General features: G+C 69.4%; 9 protein-coding genes. 5 read left to right on the forward strand and 4 right to left on the reverse strand.

Annotated features, from left to right (window positions below; all coding sequences use genetic code 11):
- Window positions 1–37 precede the first annotated feature (37 nt).
- The 4 genes from OWM54_RS37015 to OWM54_RS37030 all read left to right on the forward strand — a co-directional run bounded on the left by OWM54_RS37015 (window position 38) and on the right by OWM54_RS37030 (window position 12,695).
- Window positions 38–1,138 (forward strand): ornithine cyclodeaminase family protein, encoded by a 1,101-nt coding sequence (locus tag OWM54_RS37015; protein WP_223751655.1) that lies wholly within the window; start codon window positions 38–40, stop codon window positions 1,136–1,138.
- Complete coding sequence (locus tag OWM54_RS37020; protein ID WP_267700426.1) at window positions 1,138–11,487, forward strand: non-ribosomal peptide synthetase; 10,350 nt, start codon at window positions 1,138–1,140, stop codon at window positions 11,485–11,487. Before OWM54_RS37015 ends, OWM54_RS37020 begins: the two co-directional genes overlap by 1 nt.
- Before the next feature lie 133 nt (window positions 11,488–11,620).
- Window positions 11,621–11,818, forward strand: coding sequence for a lysine biosynthesis protein LysW (gene lysW, locus OWM54_RS37025; RefSeq protein WP_046714639.1), 198 nt, complete (start codon window positions 11,621–11,623; stop codon window positions 11,816–11,818).
- A 13-nt stretch (window positions 11,819–11,831) separates the two neighbouring features.
- A complete protein-coding gene (locus tag OWM54_RS37030) occupies window positions 11,832–12,695 on the forward strand; it encodes a family 3 encapsulin nanocompartment shell protein (RefSeq protein ID WP_223752174.1) in 864 nt (287 codons plus the stop codon).
- 50 nt (window positions 12,696–12,745) lie between these two features.
- Here the strand turns inward: OWM54_RS37030 and OWM54_RS37035 are convergent, their stop codons facing one another.
- On the reverse strand, window positions 12,746–13,714 hold the full coding sequence (locus tag OWM54_RS37035) for an SAM-dependent methyltransferase (RefSeq protein ID WP_141328624.1): 969 nt from the start codon (window positions 13,712–13,714) through the stop codon (window positions 12,746–12,748).
- Window positions 13,715–14,025: 311 nt separating this feature from the next.
- Here OWM54_RS37035 and OWM54_RS37040 point away from each other — a divergent pair, with 311 nt between their 5' ends.
- Window positions 14,026–16,047 carry a hypothetical protein gene (locus OWM54_RS37040; protein ID WP_267700427.1) on the forward strand — a complete coding sequence of 674 codons (2,022 nt, stop codon included), beginning with the start codon at window positions 14,026–14,028 and terminating at the stop codon, window positions 16,045–16,047.
- A gap of 102 nt (window positions 16,048–16,149) precedes the next feature.
- Here the strand turns inward: OWM54_RS37040 and OWM54_RS37045 are convergent, their stop codons facing one another.
- From OWM54_RS37045 to OWM54_RS37055, 3 genes are read right to left on the reverse strand one after another with little or no spacing between them, the layout of a single operon-like run.
- Complete coding sequence (locus OWM54_RS37045; protein ID WP_267700428.1) at window positions 16,150–17,556, reverse strand: aldehyde dehydrogenase family protein; 1,407 nt, start codon at window positions 17,554–17,556, stop codon at window positions 16,150–16,152.
- A 30-nt stretch (window positions 17,557–17,586) separates the two neighbouring features.
- Window positions 17,587–19,764 (reverse strand): 3-hydroxyacyl-CoA dehydrogenase NAD-binding domain-containing protein, encoded by a 2,178-nt coding sequence (locus OWM54_RS37050; RefSeq protein ID WP_267700429.1) that lies wholly within the window; start codon window positions 19,762–19,764, stop codon window positions 17,587–17,589.
- Window positions 19,765–19,807: 43 nt separating this feature from the next.
- Window positions 19,808–21,019 carry an acetyl-CoA C-acetyltransferase gene (locus OWM54_RS37055; RefSeq protein ID WP_267700430.1) on the reverse strand — a complete coding sequence of 404 codons (1,212 nt, stop codon included), beginning with the start codon at window positions 21,017–21,019 and terminating at the stop codon, window positions 19,808–19,810.
- Window positions 21,020–21,032 lie beyond the last annotated feature (13 nt).

Below are 21,032 nucleotides of genomic sequence, written 5' to 3' on the forward strand. Positions count from 1 at the left end.
TGCAGAGTGCGCGCATCTCCAGGCTGAGGGAGCGCCCGTGAAGACACTCCTCGTCACCCAGGCGGACCTGCGCAGGCTCGTGCACGAAGTGGGAATCGATGTCCTGATGGACCGGGTCATCGAGTCGGTGGAGACGGCTTTCCGAACGTTCGACCTCGCGCGCACGGAGCTGCGGCAGCGCGAGGGCTTCACGCTGCGCAACGCCCGGACAGGCGTGCTCGAGTGGATGCCGGTGATGCGGCAGGGTGAATCCATCACCATCAAAGTTGTCGGCTACAATCCGATGAATCCCAGACACTATGGGGTTCCCACCATCATCGCGACGAACAGTGTCTATGACTGTGCAACGGGCCACCTGACGGCGCTGGTGGACGGGGTGCTGGCGACGGCGCTGCGCACGGGGGCGGCGTCCGCCATCGCCAGCCGGCACCTGGCACATCCGGAGAGCCGGGTGGTGGGGCTGGTCGGCGCCGGCGCCCAGGCGGTGACCCAGCTGCATGCACTGTCGCGGTTGTTTTCCATTGAGAGGGTGCTTGTCTTTGACGTGGACCCGGTGGCGCAGCGCTCGTTCGCGGGGCGGGCGGCGTTCCTGGGATTGGATGTCCGCGCGGCGCCGTTGGAGACGGTGGAGGCGGAGGCGGACATCGTGTGCACGGTGACGTCGGTGGGCGTGGGAGAGGGGCCGGTGTTGGAGGACGGGCGGCTCAAGCCGTGGGTGCACGTCAACGCGGTGGGCTCGGACCTGCCGGGGAAGCTGGAGCTGCCGCGCTCGCTGCTGGAGCGCAGCCTGGTGTGTCCGGACTTCCTGCCGCAGGCGCTGGTGGAAGGAGAGTGTCAGCAGCTGCGGCCCGAGCAGATTGGCCCGGGCATCATCGAGGTCGTCCAGCATCCCGAGCGCTTCGGGGAGTGGCGGGAGCGGTCCACGGTGTTCGACTCCACGGGGTTCTCGTTGGAGGACGAGGCGGTGACGGGCGTGCTCATCGAGCTGGCGCGACGCCACGGTTTGGGGCTGGACGTGGAGCTGGAGTGCCTGGCCGGTGACGCGATGAATCCGTACGACCTGCTCTTGCCGGAGCCTCAGGGGCAGCCCGGGCAGGGGGCGCCAGAGGGGCCTCGGCCCACGATTCGAGTGGCGTGATGACGCGGAGCGCGCCGTCCATCGCCACGAAGCCGGAGCGGACGAGCCGTCGGCCTCCGCTGACGCACCAGCCGCATGGCGGCGTGGCGGAGCAGTCCTTCGCGCAGCAGCGGCTGTGGTTCCTCTCGCAGCTCGACGCGGGCGGAACGTCCTACAACGCGCCCTTCGCGGTGCGGCTCACGGGCCGGCTGGACGTGGGAGCGCTGGAGGGCGCGCTGCGTGACGTGGTGCGAAGGCACGAGTCACTGAGGACGACCTTCGGCGAGGCGGATGGGAAGCCGGTGCAGCGGATCCACGACGAGGTGGAGCTGTGGCTGGAGGTGGAGGAGGTGGCGGCCGCGGACGTGCTTCCAAGGGTGGAGGAGGAGGCCCGGCGTCCGTTCGACCTGGAGCGAGGGCCGCTGCTGAGGGCGAAGGTGTTGAGGGTGGGGGAAGAGGAGCACGTGCTGGTGTGGGTGGTGCATCACATCGTGTTCGATGGGTGGTCGGTGGGGTTGCTGGAGAAGGAGGTGGGAGAGGGGTACGGGGCGAGGGTGAGGGGTGAGGCGGTGGAGGCCGCGCGACTGGAGGTGCAGTACGCGGACTACGCGAGATGGCAGCGGGAGTGGCTGAAGGGGGAGGTGCTGGAGAAGCAGCTGGGGTGGTGGAAGGAGCAGCTGGCGGGAGCGCCGCTGGTGTTGGAGCTGCCCACCGACAGACCGCGTCCCGCCGTGCAGACCTATCCGGGCGCCCTGAAGTGGATGCCGCCCCTGCCGGCCCTGGAAGAGAGGCTGCGGGAGCTGAGCCGGAAGGAAGGGGTGACGCTGTACATGACGCTGCTGGCGGCGTTCCAGGTGCTGCTGGCGCGTCACAGCGGGCAGCGGGACATCGTCGTGGGCTCGCCCTTCGCGGGGCGCGGGCAGCGTGAGCTGGAGGGCGTGGTCGGGTTCTTCGCCAACATGCTGGCCCTGAGGGCCCAGGTCGAGGACGTCCCGTTCCAGAAGCTGCTGCGTCAGGTCCGCAAGACGTGCCTGGAGGCCTTCGCAAGGCAGGACGTGCCCCTCGAACAGCTGGTCGAGGCGCTGCAGCTGGAGCGGGACCCGAGCCGCTCGCCGCTCTTCCAGGTGGCCTTCGTGCTCCAGGGAGAGCCGTCCGCGGCGCTCAGCCTGCCGGGGCTCGTCGCGACGGACGTCCCGCTGGAGCCGGGCGTCTCCAAGTTCGACCTCACGCTGTTCGCGCGCGAGACGAGCCGCGGGCTGGTGACGTACTGGGAGTACAACACGGACCTCTTCGACGAGGAGACGGTGACGCGACTGGCGGAGCGCTACGTCGCGTTGCTGGAGGCGGTGGTGGAGCGCCCCTCGTCGAGCGTCTTCGAGCTCCCGCTCGTGAGCGCGGCCGAGCGTGGGCTGCTCCTGACGGAGTGGAACGCGACGCGGACGGAGTATCCGCGCGACGCGAGCATCCCCGCGCTGTTCGAGGCACAGGTGTCCCGCACTCCGGACGCCGTCGCGGTGGAGTTCGAGGGCGAGCGCCTGACGTACGCGGAGCTGAACCGGCGCGCCAATCAGCTCGCGCACCACCTGTGTCGACTGGGGATCGAGCCCGGGAGTCGGGTGGGGCTCTTCGCGCGACGCTCGTTGGAGATGGTGGTGGCGACGCTCGGCATCCTCAAGGCCGGGGCCGCGTACGTTCCATTGGACCCGTCGTATCCGGACGAGCGGCTGTCCTTCATGTGTGAGGACTCGGAGCTCGCGGCCTTGCTGGCACCGGACGCGGCCTGTCCGTGGCTCGTCTCGGGTCCGGTGAAGCTCGTTCCCTTGGAGCCCTCGGGGGCGGCGTTCGCTCACGAGCCCGAGGTCGACCTGGCGTTGCCCTTGCCGCCGGAGTCGCTCGCCTACGTCATGTACACCTCCGGTTCGACGGGGCGGCCGAAGGGCGTCTGCGTTCCGCACCGCGCGGTGGTGAGGTTGGTGAAGGGGAGCCGCTTCGCGGAGCTGGGACCGGAGGAGGTCTTCCTCCAGCTCGCGCCCATCTCGTTCGATGCCGCGACGCTGGAGCTGTGGGGGCCGCTGCTCAATGGCGCGAGGCTGGTGCTCTTCGCGCCGAGGACACCCTCGGTGGAGGAACTGGAGGCAGGGCTGGCGCGAAGTGGCGTCACCACGCTGTGGCTGACCTCCGCGCTGTTCGAGCAGGTGATGGCCACGCGTCCCGAGGCGCTGTCCGGGGTGCGTCAGCTCCTCACGGGTGGCGACGTGGTGTCGCCCTCCGCCGTTCGCGCGCGTCTGGCGCGAGGGGGAGCCGTCATCAACGGGTATGGGCCCACGGAGAACACCACGTTCACCACGTGCCATCCGTTGACGGCGGGCTCGCGGGTGGACGGCGCCGTGCCGATTGGTCGACCCATCTCGAACACCCAGGTCCATGTGGTGGACGCGGCGATGTCGCTCGTCCCCGTGGGTGTCTGGGGCGAGCTGTATACGGGCGGCGATGGGCTGGCGTGGGGATACCTCCGTCGTCCGGAGCTGACCGCCGAGCGGTTCGTCCCGAATCCGTTCAGCGCGGAGCCCGGGGCGCGGCTGTACCGCACGGGAGACCGGGCGCGGTGGCGGCGGGATGGGACGCTCGAGTTCGCGGGGCGGTTGGACGGACAGGTGAAGCTGCGCGGCTTCCGCATCGAGTCGGGCGAGGTGGAGTCCGTGCTCGCGAGCCACCCGGACGTGCGCGAGGTGGCGGTGGTGGCGCGCGAGGATGGCCCCGGAGGACGGTGGCTCGTCGCGTACTGTGTTCCCTCGGAGGGGGCGCTCCCGAAGTCCCAGGAGCTGCGCGCGTGGGTGCGTGCGCGCCTGCCCGAGTACATGGTGCCCTCGGCCATCGTCATGTTGCCGGGCCTGCCGCTCACGCCGAACGGGAAGCTCGACCGGAGGGCGCTGCCTTCCCCCGGGGGCGAGGGCTCGCGGCGTGAGTACGTGGCGCCTCGCACGGCGATGGAGCAGGTGGTGGCGGAGGTCCTGGCCCCGCTGCTGGGCCTGGCGCGGATGGGCGTGGAGGACGACTTCTTCGAGCTGGGCGGGCACTCGTTGCTGGCCACGCGGGCCATGTCGCGGCTGCGCGAAGTGGTGGGACGTGAGCTGCCCGTGCGCGTCCTGTTCGAGTCTTCGACGGTGTCCCGGCTCGCGGAGCGGTTGGAGGAGGACCACGAAGCCCAGCGCAGTCCCCTCACGCACCAGCCGCACGGTGGCGTGGTGCCGCAGTCCTTCGCGCAGCAGCGACTGTGGCTCACGTCACAGCTCGACACGGAAGGCATCTCCTACAACGTCCCGTTCGCCCGCCGACTCACAGGCCGGCTGGATGTGAGGGCGTTGGAGGGGGCGTTCCGTGACGTGGTGCGAAGGCACGAGTCACTGAGGACGACCTTCGGTGAGGTGGACGGGAAGCCGGTGCAGCGGATCCACGAGGACGTGGAGCTGTCGCTGACGGTGGAGACGGTGTCCGCGGCGGAGGTGCTGCCGAAGGTGGAGGAGGAGGCTCGGCGTCCGTTCGACCTGGAGCGAGGGCCGCTGCTGAGGGCGAAGGTGCTGAGGGTGGGGGATGAAGAGCACGTGCTGGTGTGGGTGGTGCATCACATCGTGTTCGACGGGTGGTCGGTGGGGTTGCTGGAGAAGGAGCTGGGAGAGGGGTACGGGGCGAGGGTGAGAGGGGAGGCGGTGGAGGCCGCGAGACTGGAGGTGCAGTACGCGGACTACGCGAGATGGCAGCGGGAGTGGCTGAAGGGGGAGGTGCTGGAGAAGCAGCTGGGGTGGTGGAAGGAGCAGCTGGCGGGAGCGCCGCCGGTGTTGGAGCTGCCCACCGACAGGCCGCGTCCCGCGGTGCGCACCTATCGCGGTGCACTCAAGCGCGTGACGCTCTCGCACGGTCTGGAAGAGAGGCTGCGGGAGCTGAGCCGGAAGGAAGGGGTGACGCTGTACATGACGCTGTTGGCGGCGTTCCAGGTGCTGCTGGGGCGCTACAGCGGGCAGGGCGACGTGGTGGTGGGGACGCCGATATCGGGGAGGAACTGGAGTCAGGTGGAGGAGCTGGTCGGCTTCTTCGTGAACACGTTGGTGGTGAGGGTGGAGACGGGAGGTGCGAGCTTCAGGGAGTTGCTGAGGAGGGTGAGGAAGGCGTGTCTGGGGGCGTTCGCGCACCAGGACCTGCCCTTCGAGCAGGTGGTGGACGCGCTGCAGCCGAGCCGGGATTTGAGCCGCTCACCCCTCTTCCAGGTCATGTTCGTCATGCCCGGCGAGCTGGCGCCCCTGGCGCTCGAAGGAGTCACGTCGGAGGAGCTCGACTTCGAGCCGGGCGTGTCGAAGTTCGACCTCACGCTGTTCGCGTGGGAGACGCCGCGCGGGCTGGTGACGTTCTGGGAATACAACACGGACCTGTTCGACGAGGAGACGGTGTCGCGGATGGCGGGCCATTACGGACGCTTGCTCGACGCGGTGGTGGCGTCCTCGGAGCAGCCCATCTCCGCGCTCCCGTTGCTCGATGCGACGGAGCGTCGGCACCTGCTGGTGGAGTGGGGCGCGCGTCGCGACGCGACCTATGTGCCGGGCCTGATGCACCAATGGGTGGAGGCCCAGGTGGCGCGGACGCCTCACGCGGAGGCGGTGACGGACGGGACGCGCTCGCTGACGTACGCGGAGCTGGACGCCCGCGCGAACCAGCTCGCGAATCACCTGGTGGCGTTGGGGGTGCCGCCCAACGGCTCGGTGGGGTTGTGCCTGGACCGGAGCAGCCTCGAGATGCCCGTGGCGGTGCTGGCCACCCTCAAGGCCGGAGCGGCCTTCCTGCCCCTGGACCCGACGTGGCCCACCGAGCGACTGCGGCTGATGTTGGAGGACACGGAGGCGCCGGTGGTGGTGGCGCAGGCGCACCTGGCCTCCGCGCTGCCCTCGGGGACGTCGGCGCGCGTGCTGCGCCTGGAGGACGAGGCCGCCGCCATCTCGCGCCGCCCCACGAGCGCGCCTTGCGTGGACCTCTCCGTGGAGACGAACTGCTACTTCGTCTACACGTCCGGGAGCACGGGGCGACCGAAGGGCATCGTCATGTCCCACCGCGCGGTGGGCAACATGCTCTGGTGGTTGCTGAAGAGGACGGTGAAGCCGGACGCGACGACGCTCCAGTTCGCCTCGCTCAACTTCGACGTCTCCTTCCAGGAGATGTTCGGCACCTGGTGTCTGGGTGGCCGCGTCCTGCTCATCACCCCGGCGCTGCGACAGGACCCTGGCGCGATGCTCCGGTACATGGTGCGTCACCAGGTCGAGCGGCTCTACCTCCCCTTCGTCGCGCTCCAGGCGGTCTGCGACGCCGCTGCGTCCGAGGAGGTGCTGCCTCCCTTGACGGAGGTGGTGACGGCGGGAGAGCAGCTCCAGGTGACGCCCGCGCTCGTGGCCTTCTTCGAGCGGCTCCCGGGATGCGTGCTGGAGAACCAGTACGGGCCCTCGGAGGCGCATGTCGTCACCGCGTGGCGGGCCTCGGGACCTCCTTCCTCGTGGCCCGCGCTTCCGCCGGTGGGCGTGCCCATCACCAACGTGCGCCTGTACGTGTTGGACGCGAACGGCGAGCCCTGCCCCATCGGTGTCCCGGGTGAAGTGGGCGTCGCGGGCGCGAGTCTGGCGCACGGCTACCATGGCCGCCCCGATTTGACCGCGGACCGGTTCCTCCCGGACACGCTCGAGGGCACGTCGGGTGAGCGCTACTACCGCACGGGAGACCGGGCGCGGTGGATGGCGGACGGGAACCTGGAGTTCCTCGGGCGCCTGGATGGACAGGTGAAGCTGCGGGGCTTCCGCATCGAGCTGGGCGAGGTGGAGGTGGTGCTGCGAGCCCTGCCCGGTGTGCGGAACGCGGTGGCGGTGGTGCGCGAGGACGTGCCGGGAGACCGGCGCCTGGTGGGCTACGTCGTGTTCCAGGACGGACACACGCTGACCCCGGCGGAGCTGCGCGCGCACCTGCAGGCGAAGGTGCCCGAGTACATGGTGCCCTCGGCCTTCGTCGCGCTCCCCGCGTTGCCGATTGCCCCGACGGGGAAGGTGGACCGCAAGGCGTTGCCGGTGCCGCGCGTGGAGGAGTCACGCGGTGGCGACGTGGCGCCACGCACGGCGATGGAGCGGGTCGTCGCGGAGGTGTTCGGTCCGCTGCTCGGCTTGGAGCGCGTGGGCGTGGAGGCACACTTCTTCGAGCTGGGTGGGCACTCGCTGCTCGCGACCCAGGCGGTGTCCCGCTTGAAGGACGTGGTGGGGCGAGACCTCCCCGTCCGTGTGCTCTTCGAATCGCCCACGGTGGCGCAGCTCGCCGAGCACCTGGAGGATGTCCTCGAGGAATCGAGGGGTGCACCTCCGCCCGCGCTGGCCAGGAGACCGCACAACGGCGTGGTGGAGCAGTCCTTCGCGCAGCAGCGACTGTGGTTCCTCTCGCAGCTCGATGCGGAGGGCTTCTCGTACAACATGCCCTTCGCGGTGCGGCTCTCGGGTCGGCTGGACGTGGGCGCGCTGGAGGGCGCGTTCCGTGACGTGGTGAGAAGGCACGAGTCCTTGCGGACGACCTTCGGTGAGGTGGACGGGAAACCGGTGCAGCGAATCCACGAGGACGTGGAGCTGTCGCTGAAGGTGGAGCCCGTGGCCGCGGCGGAAGTGCTGGAAAGGGTGGAGGAGGAAGCCCAGCGCCCGTTCGACCTGGAGAGAGGGCCGCTGCTGAGGGCGAAGGTGTTGAAGGTGGGAGATGAAGAACACGTGCTGGTGTGGGTGGTGCATCACATCGTGTTCGACGGGTGGTCGGTGGGGCTGCTGGAGAAGGAGCTGGGAGAGGGGTACGGGGCGAGGGTGCGAGGGGAGTCGGTGGAGCGCACACCGTTGGACGTGCGGTACGCGGACTACGCGAGATGGCAGCGGGAGTGGCTGAAGGGAGAGGTGCTGGAGAAGCAGCTGGGGTGGTGGAAGGAGCAGCTGGCGGGAGCGCCGCCGGTGTTGGAGCTGCCCACGGACAAGCCGCGTCCCGCGGTGCAGTCCTTCAACGGAGCGCACCTGTCGCTCCGGATTCCTCCCGAGCTGGCGGGCGCGCTGCGGGAGCTGAGTCGGAAGGAAGGGGTGACGCTGTACATGACGCTGCTGGCGGCGTTCCAGGTGCTGCTGGGGCGCTACAGCGGGCAGGGCGACGTGGTGGTGGGGACGCCGATATCGGGGAGGAACTGGAGTCAGGTGGAGGAGCTGGTCGGCTTCTTCGTGAACACGTTGGTGGTGAGGGTGGAGACGGGAGGTGCGAGCTTCAGGGAGTTGCTGAGGAGGGTGAGGAAGGCGTGTCTGGGGGCGTTCGCGCACCAGGACCTGCCCTTCGAGCAGGTGGTGGACGCGCTGCAGCCGAGCCGGGATTTGAGCCGCTCACCGCTCTTCCAGGTCATGTTCGTCATGCCGGGCCCCACGGTGCCGGTGTCGCTCCAGGGGCTCGGCGTCGAGAGCCTCGCCTTCGAACCGGGCATGTCGAAGTTCGACCTCACGCTGTTCGTCCAGGAACAGCCCCAGTCGCTGGTGACGTCCTGGGAATACAACACGGACCTGTTCGACGAGGAGACGGTGTCGCGGATGGCGGGGCACTACCTCCGGTTGCTCCAGTCCGCGCTCGCCCAGCCCGCGCAGGACGTGGCGACGCTGCCGCTGCTCGCCGAGTCCGAGCGGCACCGGCTGCTGGTGGAGTGGAACGCCACCGAGGCGCCACTTGCCTCCGTGAGCCGGGTGAACGCGCTCTTCGAGGAGCAGGCCGAGTGCACTCCCGACGCGGTGGCGGTCCGCTTCGGGGAGCACGTGCTCACCTACGGCGAGCTGAACCAGCGCGCGAATCGACTGGCGAGACTCCTTCGCAGGGAAGGCGTGGGCCGCGATGTGCCGGTGGGGCTGTGCGTCCGTCGCTCCCTGGACCTCGCGGTCGGTGTGCTCGCCATCCTCAAGGCGGGTGGCGCCTACGTCCCGTTGGACCCGTCCTATCCGCGCGAGCGACTGGCGTGGATGCTCCGCTTCTCCAGGGCGCCGTGGTTGCTCACGCAGTCCTCCCTCGCCGACCTCGTGCCGGACGGGGCGGCACAGCTGCTGCTGCTCGACACGGAGGCGGCGCGCTTCGAGGACGAGGACCCGGAGGACCTCCCGCCACTGGCGGGGCCGGAGTCGCTCGCCTATGTCATCTACACCTCGGGTTCGACGGGAGACCCGAAGGGCGTGGCCATGTCCCATGGGCCCCTGCTCAACCTGGTGCAGTGGCAGCTCGGCGCCTCGCGCCTGCCACAGGGGCGCACGCTCCAGTTCTCCGCGCTGAGCTTCGACGTCTGCTTCCAGGAGCTGTTCTCCACCTGGGCGGCCGGCGGGGAGCTGGTGCTCATCCCCGAGGAGCTGCGGCTGGACGCACGTGCCCTGCTGGAGCACCTGGAGCAGCATGGCGTCGAGCGGCTGTTCCTCCCCTTCGTCGCGCTCCAGAACCTCGCCGAGGTGGCGGACCGGGACGGGCTGGCGCCGGGTCGACTGCGCGAAATCATCACGGCCGGAGAGCAGCTCCGAGTGACACCCGCGCTGCGGCGCTTCATCGGCCGCCTGCCGGGCTGCGTGTTGCACAACCACTACGGGCCCACGGAGTCCCACGTGGTGACGGCCCACACGTTGGAGGGCGACCCCGCGTCCTGGCCGGACCTGCCGCCCATCGGTCGTCCCATCTCGAATGCGCGTGTGCACGTGCTCGATGCGCGAGGCACTCCGGTTCCTCCGGGTGTCCCCGGCGAGCTGTATCTCGGCGGCGCGGCGCTGGCGCGCGGCTACCTCCACCGTCCGGACCTGACGATGGAGCGCTTCGTCGCGGACCCGGTGGGCCTTGCTCCTGGCTCACGGGTGTACCGGACGGGAGACTTCGCGCGCTACCTCTCCGACGGCACCCTCGAGTTCCTCGGCCGACGCGACGCACAGGTGAAGGTGCGCGGCTACCGCATCGAGCTCGCGGAGGTGGAAGCCGCGCTCGCACACCATCCCTCGGTGAAGGACTGCGTGGTGGAGGCGCGCGCGGATGGCTCGGGGCTGTCGCGGCTGGTGGCCTATGTCGTGGGCACGGACGGCGCGGAGCCCGAGTCGAGAGCCCTGCGCGCCTTCCTCCAGGAGCGGCTGCCGGACCACATGGTTCCAGGCCACTTCGTGATGTTGGACTCGCTGCCCCTGTCTCCCAGCGGCAAGGTGAATCGCCGGGCCTTGCCCACGCCGGACGCGGACGTCACCCGACGGGACACGGCGCCCCGGGTTCCTCCGAGGACCTCACTGGAGCTCCAGCTCGTCCGGGCCTGGGAGGAGACGCTCGGCGTGCACCCGGTGGGCATCCGCGATGACTTCTTCGAGCTGGGTGGCCACTCGTTGCTGGCCATGCGCCTGCTCGCGCGGATTCGTGAGCTCACAGGCCGAGCCCTCCCCGTGGCCGCGCTCTTCCAGGGCGCGACGGTGGAGCGCATCGCGGCCCTTCTGTCGAGCCGCGCGCCCGCGGCCAGCTCGCCCCTGGTCCAACTGCGCGGCGGCACGAAGCGTCCCTTCTTCTGCGTCCATCCGGTGGGCGGCACCGTGCTCGCGTACGCGGAGCTCGCGCACCTGCTGGGCGCGGACCAGCCCTTCTTCGGCCTCCAGGCGCCCGGCCTCGATGGGGAGACCGCGCCGCTCGACAGCGTGGAGGCCCTGGCGGAGCGCTACCTGCACGCGATTCGCCCGGTGCAGCCACAGGGCCCCTACCTGCTCGGGGGCTGGTCCCTGGGCGGGACGCTCGCGTTCGAGATGGCCCAGCAGCTCCAGGCGCGCGGAGAGTCGGTGGACCTGCTGGTGCTCATCGACACCTATGCGCGGGCCCACGCGGAAGGAGCGGTGGACCCGTCCTGGCTCGAACCCGCGCGGTTGGGCGCGCTCTTCTTCCGGGACGTGCTGCGCTCGGCGGGAGCCTGGCTGCCGTGCTCGGAAGACGTCCTCGCGAGCCTTGCCCCCGAGGAGTCTCTGAGCGTGCTGGAGGACGCGGCGCGCCGTGTCTCGGCGCTCCCTGAAACAGGGCTCGTCGCCCTGCGCGCCGTGTTCGAGTCCAACCTCCGCGCGGCCTGGCGCTACGTGCCCAGGCCCTACCCGGGAGCGCTGGTCTCCATCGAATCCGCCGAGTCACCTCGTGCGCACGAATGGGAGCTGCTCGCCAGGGGAGGCGCGGTCGTCCACACGCTGCCCGGTGACCACTACGCGTTGCTGCGCGCCCCGGGAGTTCACACCCTCGTCACGCTCCTGCGTGACGCGCTGGAACGTTCCCACGCCCGCACACTCCCTCGGAGTGTGTCCGCGTGAGCACGTCGATACGCCGTGCCGAAATACCTGAGAAATGTAGCCTTGCTGCACTCACTTGTGTTTCAGGGCTTGTCTTGACGACTGGAATGAAGACTCACACACTGCGCCGATTCAGCAAAAGAGGAGCAAGGGCATGCATGCACTGACGAAGCAGTCGGAATCGACCGGGCAGGCCCGCTGTCCCACGTGTTCGGAGCCCATCGAGGCCGAGGGCCGCGTGCAGGGCGAGGTGTTGACGTGCTCGGGCTGTGACGGAGAGCTCGAGGTGGTCGGCCTCAATCCGCTCCGGCTCGAGGAAGCGCCCGAAGTCGAGGAGGACTGGGGCGAGTAGGCCCGGGGGCGCCATGAGCACGAACGAATCCCCGGAGCAGCCGCTCCTCTCACCCGGAAGGGTCTTCGCCCAGGCCGTCGCCACGCAGGGCGCGAAGGCCTCGGTGGAGTTCTCGCACACCATCACGGAGGCCTTCCCGGGCTTCAAGCGGCGCCCGCGCATCGCGGTGCGCGGCCTGTTCAAGGTGGTGAAGGCCGAGGGCGGCAAGGTGAAGTACTGGCACGAGACGCCGCCCCAGTCGCCGCCCACCGTGCAGGTGGAGGACGTGGGCCTGCGCCCCGAGGCCGCGTTCGAGTTCCACACGGACCTCGCCACGCTCAAGCCCACCACGGCGTGGATCCAGGTCCCCCCCGCGCTCCTGGACGACCCCGAGACGCTGGCGACGTTCATCGACTTCCGGCTGCTCGTGCGGCTGTGCACCGCGGAGAACCAGGCGCTCGCCAGGGGACGGGGAGGAGACCGCGTGCGGGGCCTGCTGGAGACGCCGGGAATCACGCGGCTGCCGGCGCGCTCGGACCCCGTGTCCTCGCTGCTGGCGGCGTGTGACAGGGTGGAGCAGATGGGCGGCAGCGCGGACGGCATCCTCGTCAACCCGGCGGACTACTACCGCTACTTCGTGGGCAAGGGCGGGCTGTTGTCGGACCTGACGAGCATGGGCGTGCGCATCGCCCGCGCGCGCATGGTGGACCCCGGGCAGGTCATCGTCGGGGACTTCACCGCGGCGGCCACCATCTTCGACAGCGGCCGCTCCTCCATCCGCTTCGCCACGCCGCCTCCCGGCATCTTCCCGCGCGACGGCCTGGCCGTCTGCGGAGAGATTCACGAGGCGCTCGTCGTCCACCTGCCGACGCACTTCTACGTCGCCTCGCTCGCCTGAGGCGGGGTGCCTGCCCGGAAGTCCTTCAGCGACTTCCGGGCGAGTGGGCGTCAGGGCTTCTCGGCGCTGACCACCGCGTACTCGTCGCAGTTGAACAGCGTCAGCCACTGGAGCTGCTCGAACTCCATCTGGCGGGCGCGCCGCACGTCCTCGCGCACCTTCGCCACGGTGACGCTGCCGGGCTGACGTTCCGCGGCCGTCATGCCCCGGAGCGCGGCCAGCGCGGTGTTGACGGCCGGGTAGACGTCCGACGCGATGGACTCCAGCTTGCCCTGATGGAAGCCGGCCGCGTTCAGCTCCGTGAGGTAGCGCTGCGTCGTCCAGACGTTGGCCTCCGGAAACGCAATCCGTCCACGCCAGTAGCGGTGCCGCAGGCGTCGGCGCAGGCCCGCGCCGGACTCGCGGTCCGTCTTCTGACACATGTCCGCCATCACCAGACGCCCACCGGGCCTGAGCACCCGGAAGGCCTCGCGCAGGAAGTCGCCGCGCGTGCGGAAGTGCATCGCGGACTCCAGCGCGAAGACGACGTCGAACTCGCCGTCGCCAAAGGGAATCTGGGTCGCCGAGCCCACCTCCAGCCGCACCCGGTCCTCCAGCCCCGTCAGCTTCACGCGCTCCTTGCCCACGCGCACCTGATTGGGGGTGACATTGATGCCCACGATTCGGGCGGGGCGGTATTCCTCCGCCCAGAGGATGTCCTGGTCGGCGTAGCCAAACCCGCAGTCGAGCACCACGTCCCGCTCGCCCAGTCGCGCCGTGCGCGCGAGCAGGTGGGCCATCTGGGCTTGTGCGGCTTTGAACAAATCCCCGACGCGCTCGCAGTTCGTCTCGTCCACGCGCTCCACGTCGCGCCAGTAGCCCAGGTTGATCCAGAAGGGCTCCCGCCCCGTGACGACGCGAATCTCTTGCGGTCTGGGCAGCCCTGCCACCCATGCACCCGTCTCGTTCGAGTAGAAACGCTCGGGGTCCGCCAGCACCGCGCTCTTGAGCTGCCTTGCGACCTGCATGACGTCGAACATCGCGAGCCTCCTTCGTGGCGGTCCTCTCATTATGACCTGGAATGCACGAATTGAGGAGCTGTCCTGAGGCGCCAGCCGTCCGCCCAGGCCCTGTCGGCTGATGGACAGAAGTGGCTGTCTTTCAGGTGGAGTCTCTCTTTGCCGTGTCGTTGTTTTGGTTGTGATTGCCTCCGGGACCCGCTCGGCCGGCGAGGAGGCCTTATTGGCAATTGGCAGTCACAGGGTGACGCGACGCGTATTGAGACGCTTCACTGACAGGCATAGAAAGTGCCTTGTTGTCACCCTGCTAATAAGCGGAGGAGGGCCCGCTCATGCGACTGCACCGCAGTGGTTCGTTGGCTTTGTCGAGTGTCTTCGTCGCGGCCCTGGGAGTGACCCAGGCCGCGGCCGCGGAGTTGCCGTTGTTGGACAGCACCCCCTTGCGAGCGCCGTTCGCGGCGGCCTGTGAGGGGAAGCCGGACTCCACGCTGCTACCCGTGGACCCGCGCACGCTCGTCGTCCCGGGCGTCAACAAGCCGGGCGCGGCGGTGCAGTTCAACGCCTTCTGGGTGGACCTGCACACCCCGCCGCCGCCGTTCATCTCCAACCTGCCGCCCAACCCCAAGACATGTGGCGAGTTCCGGGCCAGCGTCGCCCGCGGCAAGAAGAACATCGAGACGCGGGCCTACTTCCAGCCGTTCACCACGGCGTCCGCGTACTACTACATGTACACGCTGTGGGGTTACCCGCTGCGCCCGTCGGACTTCGACGAGCAGATCATCAAGCGCTTCGGCCTGGCGAAGGCCCCCTTCCGCAATCCCTATCCGTACCCCTGGGAGAACCCCAACCTCACCAATGGCGGGAGCGGGCAGCTGCCCCTCGGCATGGTCCAGGAGCGCGACGCCAACGGCCGCTGGACGGGCGCCATCGCCTCCTCGTGCTCGGGTTGCCATGACTCGAAGCTGGGGGGCGACTCGGAGTCGTCCTTCCTGTGGGGCCGCTCCAGTGACGCCATCGACGCGGGCCTCATCCAGTCCGACATGTTCCGCTCCACCGTGGTGGGAAACATCTTCCAGATCGTCCCGGTGCCCTGGAGCGTCGGGCGCGGCATGAGCGACGCCATTGGCATCGTGGACCTGCTGCCCGCGCTCTTCGACATGGATGCCATGTCGCTGGCGCCCAGCCTGCTGGAGTACTTCCCCACCCACGCGGGCGGCATGTCGCGCGCCCCCAACTGGTGGTACCGCGCCTTCAAGACGCGCCAGTTCTGGGACGGCGCGCTCACGTCCGACAACGTCCGCTCGGAGATGGCGTTCGGCATCGCCAACATCACCCGCTCCGCCCCCGAGCGTCGCGCCCTCACCGCCGAGTTCGAGGACAACGACAACTTCTTCGTCTCCCTGTCGCCGCCCACCTATCCCAAGCCCATCAACACGGCGCTGGCGGAGCAGGGCGCCATCCTCTTCCACGAGCGCGACCTGTGGGCCAACGGCGCCAACGCCAACATTCCCAAGCAGCCCGGCAACGGCTCCTGCGCGAGCTGCCACGGCGTCTACTCGCCGCGCCACGCCGCCAACCCCGCCTTCCTCCCGGATCCGCGCCTCAAGGGCATCTCCGGCGTCATCACCCCGATTGAAACCATCCGCACGGACCCGGCCCGCAAGGACCTCATGGCGGACGAGCGCAAGCGCCGCGCCTGGAACACGTCCTTCCTGGCCTACAACGACCAGCACCCGGACCACGGACCCTTCTATGACGACCCCATCACCAGCGCCCTGCGCCGCGTGCCGCGCGCCGCGTATGACCGGGGCACCGGGCCCATCTACTCGCCGGAGGGGCCGAACATCTGGATCAAGCCCTTCGGCTACATCGCCACGCCGCTCTACGGCGCCTGGGCCTCCGCGCCGTACTTCCACAACTCCAGCGTCCCCACGCTGTGGGACGTGCTCAAGCCCTCGGACCGCCCCAAGGTCTGGAAGCGTCAGCAGGTCTCCGGCAACGCGCTGGGCTCCAACGCCGGCTACGACATGAGCTTCGCCGCGTACGACTTCAACAAGCTCGGCTGGAAGGTGCAGGCCCTGGCCTGCGGAGACCGCCCGGCCAATGACCCCTTCATCCCCTGCAGCCAGGAGATGGCCACGCTCGACGTCCTGTTCGCGAACATCGCCAACACCGTCGCCAACTACAACTCGCTGGCCTACCAGTCGCCGCCGCCCATCACCCAGAAGCAGATCCGCTCGCGCATGATCTTCAACTCGCACCTGTACGGGCTCGGCAACGAGGGCCACGACTTCACCCAGTCGCTCACCGACAGCGAGCGCTGGGCCATCATCGAGTACATGAAGACGCTGTGACGACGAAGGCCTCCCGCGGGCGGGGCAGGGTGCCCGTCCGCGAGAGGCCTGGAGGAAGCCGGGCCGTCGGGAGCAGCGTCCCGGCGGCCTCGTCGTGTCGGGCTACATCAGGCGCTTGAAGAGGCCCAGCTTGCCCACGTACGGCGGGTAGCGCATCGCCAGGTCCAGCAGGAAGGGCCGCTTCACCACGCTCTTCTTGTGGCTGAAGGCATCGAAGCTGGCCTGGCCGTGGTAGCCGCCCACGCCAGACTCGCCCACGCCGCCGAAGGGCAGCCCCTCCGCCGCGAAGTGCACGCACACGTCGTTGACCACCGCGCCGCCGCTGGACGTCTCCGTCAGCACCCGCTCGTTGACCCTCGCGTCCTTGGAGAAGCTGTAGAGCGCGAGCGGCTTGGGGCGCGAGCGCACGAAGCGGATGGCCTCGTCGATGCTCGGGCAGTCCACCAGCGGGAGGAGGGGGCCGAAGATCTCATCCTGCATCAGCGGGCTGGACAGGGGCGCGTCGGTGATGACGGTGGGCGCGAAGAAGCGGCTGGCCGCGTCGTGCTCGCCGCCGAAGGCCACCTTGCCGTGCCCGGCCAGCGCGCGGACGCGCTCGAAGTGCCGGGGGCTGATGATGCGGCCGTAGTCGCTGCTCTGGCGCGCGTCCTGGCCGTAGAACTGGGTGACGGCCTTCTTCACCAGCTCCGTGAAGGGCGCCTTGAGCTCGGGAGGAATCAGCACGTAGTCCGGGGCGATGCACGTCTGGCCCGCGTTGAGGTACTTGCCCCAGGCGATGCGCCGGGCGGTGACCTCCAGGTCCGCGCTCCGGTCGACGATGCAGGGGCTCTTGCCGCCCAACTCCAGCACCGTGGGCGTCAGGTGCTTGGCGGCGGCCTCGGCCACCACGCGGCCCACCTGGGTGCCGCCGGTGAAGAAGATGAGGTCCCAGCGCTGCGCCAGCAGCTCGCGGCTGGCGTCCGCGTCACCCTCCACCACGGCGACGACCTCCGGAGAGAAGGCCTCACCCAGGAGCTTCGCCAGCACCGCCGACGTCGCCGGCGCCAGCTCGCTGGGCTTGAGCACCGCGGTGCACCCGGCCGCGAGCGCCCCGATGAGCGGCGCGATGGACAGCTGATACGGGTAGTTCCACGGCGCGATGATGAGCGTCACGCCCAGCGGGTCCGAGTATTGGTACGCCCGCGCCGGCTGGATGACGATGGGCGCCGAGCCCCGGCGCGGCTTCATCCACGACTTCAGGTGCTTGAGCGCACCTTTTATCTCTCCATAGATGCTGCCGACCTCCGTCAGATACGCCTCCTCGGCGCTCTTCGAGAGGTCGGCCTTGAGGGCGGCGAGGATCTCCGCCTCGTACTTGCGCACCACCCGGTCCAGGGCTTCCAGCCGCGCCCGCCGCCACTCGAGCGGGAGCGTCACGCGAGACTCGAAATAGGCGCGCTGCTTTTCGACGAGCGCCCCCGCGTCGAGCGGAGGCGGTACGGCGGCGAGGCGACTGGAGCTCTGGACCATGGACTTCTCCTTGCGAAAGGCGATGCGCGGCTACTTCAGGAGCTCACCTCGCTCCGCTTTCTGGATGAGCGACGCGGGCGGCTCGAAGTGCTTGCCGTAGCGCTTCGCCAGCTCGTTCGCGCGGGCGATGAAGCCCCTCAGGCCCGTGCCCGTGGGCCCCTCGTAGCCGTTGATGAACTGGGCCACGCCGCCCGTCCACGCCGGGAAGCCGATGCCCAGGATGGAGCCGATGTTGGCGTCCGCCGCCGAGCGCAGCACGCCCTCGTCGAAGCAGCGCACCGTGTCGATGGCCTCCGCGAACAGCATCCGGTCCTTCATGTCCTCGAAGGGGATGGTCGTGCCCGGCCTGGTGTAGTGCTTCGCCAGCCCCGACCACAGGCCCGCGCGCTTGCCGTCCACGTAGTCGTAGAAGCCCGCCCCCGTGGAGCGTCCCTTGCGCCCGTGCTGGTCGATGAGCGAGTCGACGACGGCGTAGCTGCCGTGGTCCGCCCACGGCTTGCCCTCGGCCACCGCGGCGGCCTTCGTCTCCTCGCGAATCTTGCGCGGCAGGGTCAGCGTCAGCTCGTCCATCAGCGCCAGGGGCGCCGCGGGGTAGCCCGCCTGCAGGCCCGCCTGCTCGATGGACGCCGGGGAGATGCCCTCGCCCACCATGGCGATGGCCTCGTTGAGGAACGTGCCGATGACGCGGCTGGTGAAGAAGCCGCGGCTGTCGTTGACGACGATGGGCGTCTTGCCGATCTGCACCGCGATGTCGATGGCCTTCGCCAGCGTCGCGTCGCTCGTCTTCTTGCCGGCGATGAGCTCCAACAGCGGCATCTTGTCCACGGGGGAGAAGAAGTGCATGCCCACGAAGTCCTCGGAGCGCTTCACGCCCTCGGCCAGCAGCGTGATCGGCAGCGTGGACGTGTTGGACGCCAGCACCGCGTCGGGCGCCACCACGTCCTGGACCTCCTGGAAGACCTTGTGCTTGAGCTCCACGCCCTCGAACACGGCCTCGATGACCAGGTCGCAGCCCTTGAGCGCCGCGGCGTCCTGGGTGGGGGTGATGCGCGCGAGCAGCGCGTCGCCCTTCTCCTTCGTCGTCTTGCCCTTCTCCAGCGCCTTCTCCACGAGCTTCACGGAGTACTGCTTGCCCTTCTCCGCGGCGGCGACGCTCACGTCCTTGAGCACCACCTCGATGCCCGCCTTGGCGCACACGTAGGCGATGCCCGCGCCCATCATGCCGGCGCCCAGGATGCCCACCTTCTTCGCCGTGTGCTGCGGATGGCCCTTGGGCCGGCCGCCACCGGAGTTGATGTGTTGCATGTCGAAGAAGAACGCCTGAATCATGTTCTTCGCGACCTGACCCGTCGCCAGCTCCGTGAAGTAGCGCGACTCGACGGTGAACGCGGTGTCCACGTCCACCTGCGTGCTCTCCACCGCCACCGCCATGATGGCGCGGGGGGCGGGCATGATCGCGCCCTTGAGCTGCTTGCGCAGGTTGGCGGGGAAGGCCGGCAGGTTCGCCGCGAGCCCGGGGGACGTCGGCGTGCCGCCCGGAATCTTGTAGCCCTTCTGGTCCCACGGCTGCTGCGAGCTCGGGTTCGCCTTCACCCACGCCTTGGCCGCGGGGATGAGCGCCTCCACCGAGTCCACCACCTCGTGCACCAGGCCCACCTCCTTGGCCTCCTGGGGACGGTAGCGCTGGCCCTGCAGGAGCACCTTCATCAGCGCGTCCACGATGCCCAGCATCCGCACCGTGCGCACCACGCCGCCCGCGCCGGGCAGCAGGCCCAGCGTGACTTCCGGCAGGCCAATCTGCGCGCCCTTCACGTCCGCGACGATGCGGCGGTGACAGGCGAGCGCAATCTCCAGGCCGCCGCCCAGCGCCGCGCCGTTGATGGCGGCGACCACGGGCTTGCCCAGGGTCTCCAGCGCGCGCAGCTGCGCCTTGAGCTCCTGGCCCAGCTCGAACGCCTGCTTCGCGTTCTCCTTGCGGATCTTCAACAGGTCGTTCAGGTCGCCGCCGGCGAAGAAGGTCTTCTTCGCGGAGGTGATGACGACGCCCTTGATGTCCGCCTTCTCCTTGACCAGCCGGTCCACCGTCGCGCGCATCGACTGGATGTACGCGGCGTTCATGGTGTTGGCGGACTGGTGGGGGTCATCCAGCGTCAAGGTGACGATGCCGTCGGCATCCTTGTCCCAGCGGATGGTGCTCTGCTCGCTCATGGGGTTTGCTCGAATCTTGGTCGAAAGGGGATGCGCAGAAAGGTCAGACGCGCTCGATGAGGGTGGCCACGCCCATGCCACCGCCGACGCACAGGGTGATGACGGCCCGGCGCGCCTTGCGCCGCTCCAGCTCGTCCACCATGGTGCCCAGGATCATCGCGCCCGTGGCGCCCAGCGGGTGCCCCATGGCGATGGCGCCGCCGTTGACGTTGATCTTCTCGTTCGGGATGCCCAGGTCCTTCTGGTACTTGAGCACCACGGAGGCGAAGGCCTCGTTGAGCTCGAACAGGTCGATGTCCTTCACCGACAGGCCCGTCATGTCGAGCAGCTTGCGCGTGGCGGGGATGGGGCCCGTCAGCATGATGGTCGGGTCCGAGCCGGACGTGGCCACCGCGGCGATGCGCGCGCGCGGCGTCAGCCCCAGCGACTTGCCCACCTTCTCCGAGCCGATGAGCACCAGCGCCGCGCCGTCCACGATGCCCGACGAGTTGCCCGGGGTGTGCACGTGCTCGATGCGCTCCACCATGTGGTACTTCTGCAGCGCCACCGCGTCGAAGCCGCCCATCTCGCCCATGGCGGCGAACGACGGGCTCAGCTGCCCCAGCGAGGCGACGGTGGTGTCCTTGCGCGGGTGCTCGTCGCGCTCCAGGACGACCAGGCCGTTCTGGTCCACCACGGGGATGACGGAGTTCTTGAAGTAGCCCTCCGCCCAGGACTTCGCGGCGCGCGCCTGCGACTGCGCGGCGTAGGTGTCCACGTCCTCGCGGGTGAAGCCCTCCATCGTCGCGATGAGGTCCGCGGAGATGCCCTGCGGCACGAAGTACGTGTCGTAGTTGGTGGCCGGGTCCATGGCCCACGCGCCGCCGTCGGAGCCCATGGGCACGCGCGACATGCTCTCCACGCCGCCCGCGATGACCAGGTGCTCCCAGCCCGAGCGCACCTGCTGCGCGGCCATGTTCACCGCCGTCAGGCCGGAGGCACAGAAGCGGTTGAGCTGCACGCCGCCCACCGTCTCCGGCAGGCCCGCCGCCAGCACCAGCGTGCGCGCGATGTCCGCGCCCTGGTCGCCCACCGGCGACACGATGCCCAGCACGATGTCGTCGATCTGCTTTGGGTCCAGGCCGGGGTGGCGCTTCTTGAGGGCGTCCACCAGGCCGACCAGCAGGGAGATGGGCTTGATGCCGTGCAGCGCGCCCTTCTTGCCCTTGCCGCGAGGTGTACGGACGGCGTCGAAGATGAATGCTTCCTGGCTCACCGGGAGCCTCCTT

It is taken from the genome of Myxococcus sp. MISCRS1 (assembly GCF_026626605.1).
In the GTDB taxonomy this organism is placed as follows: Bacteria; Myxococcota; Myxococcia; order Myxococcales; family Myxococcaceae; genus Myxococcus; species Myxococcus fulvus.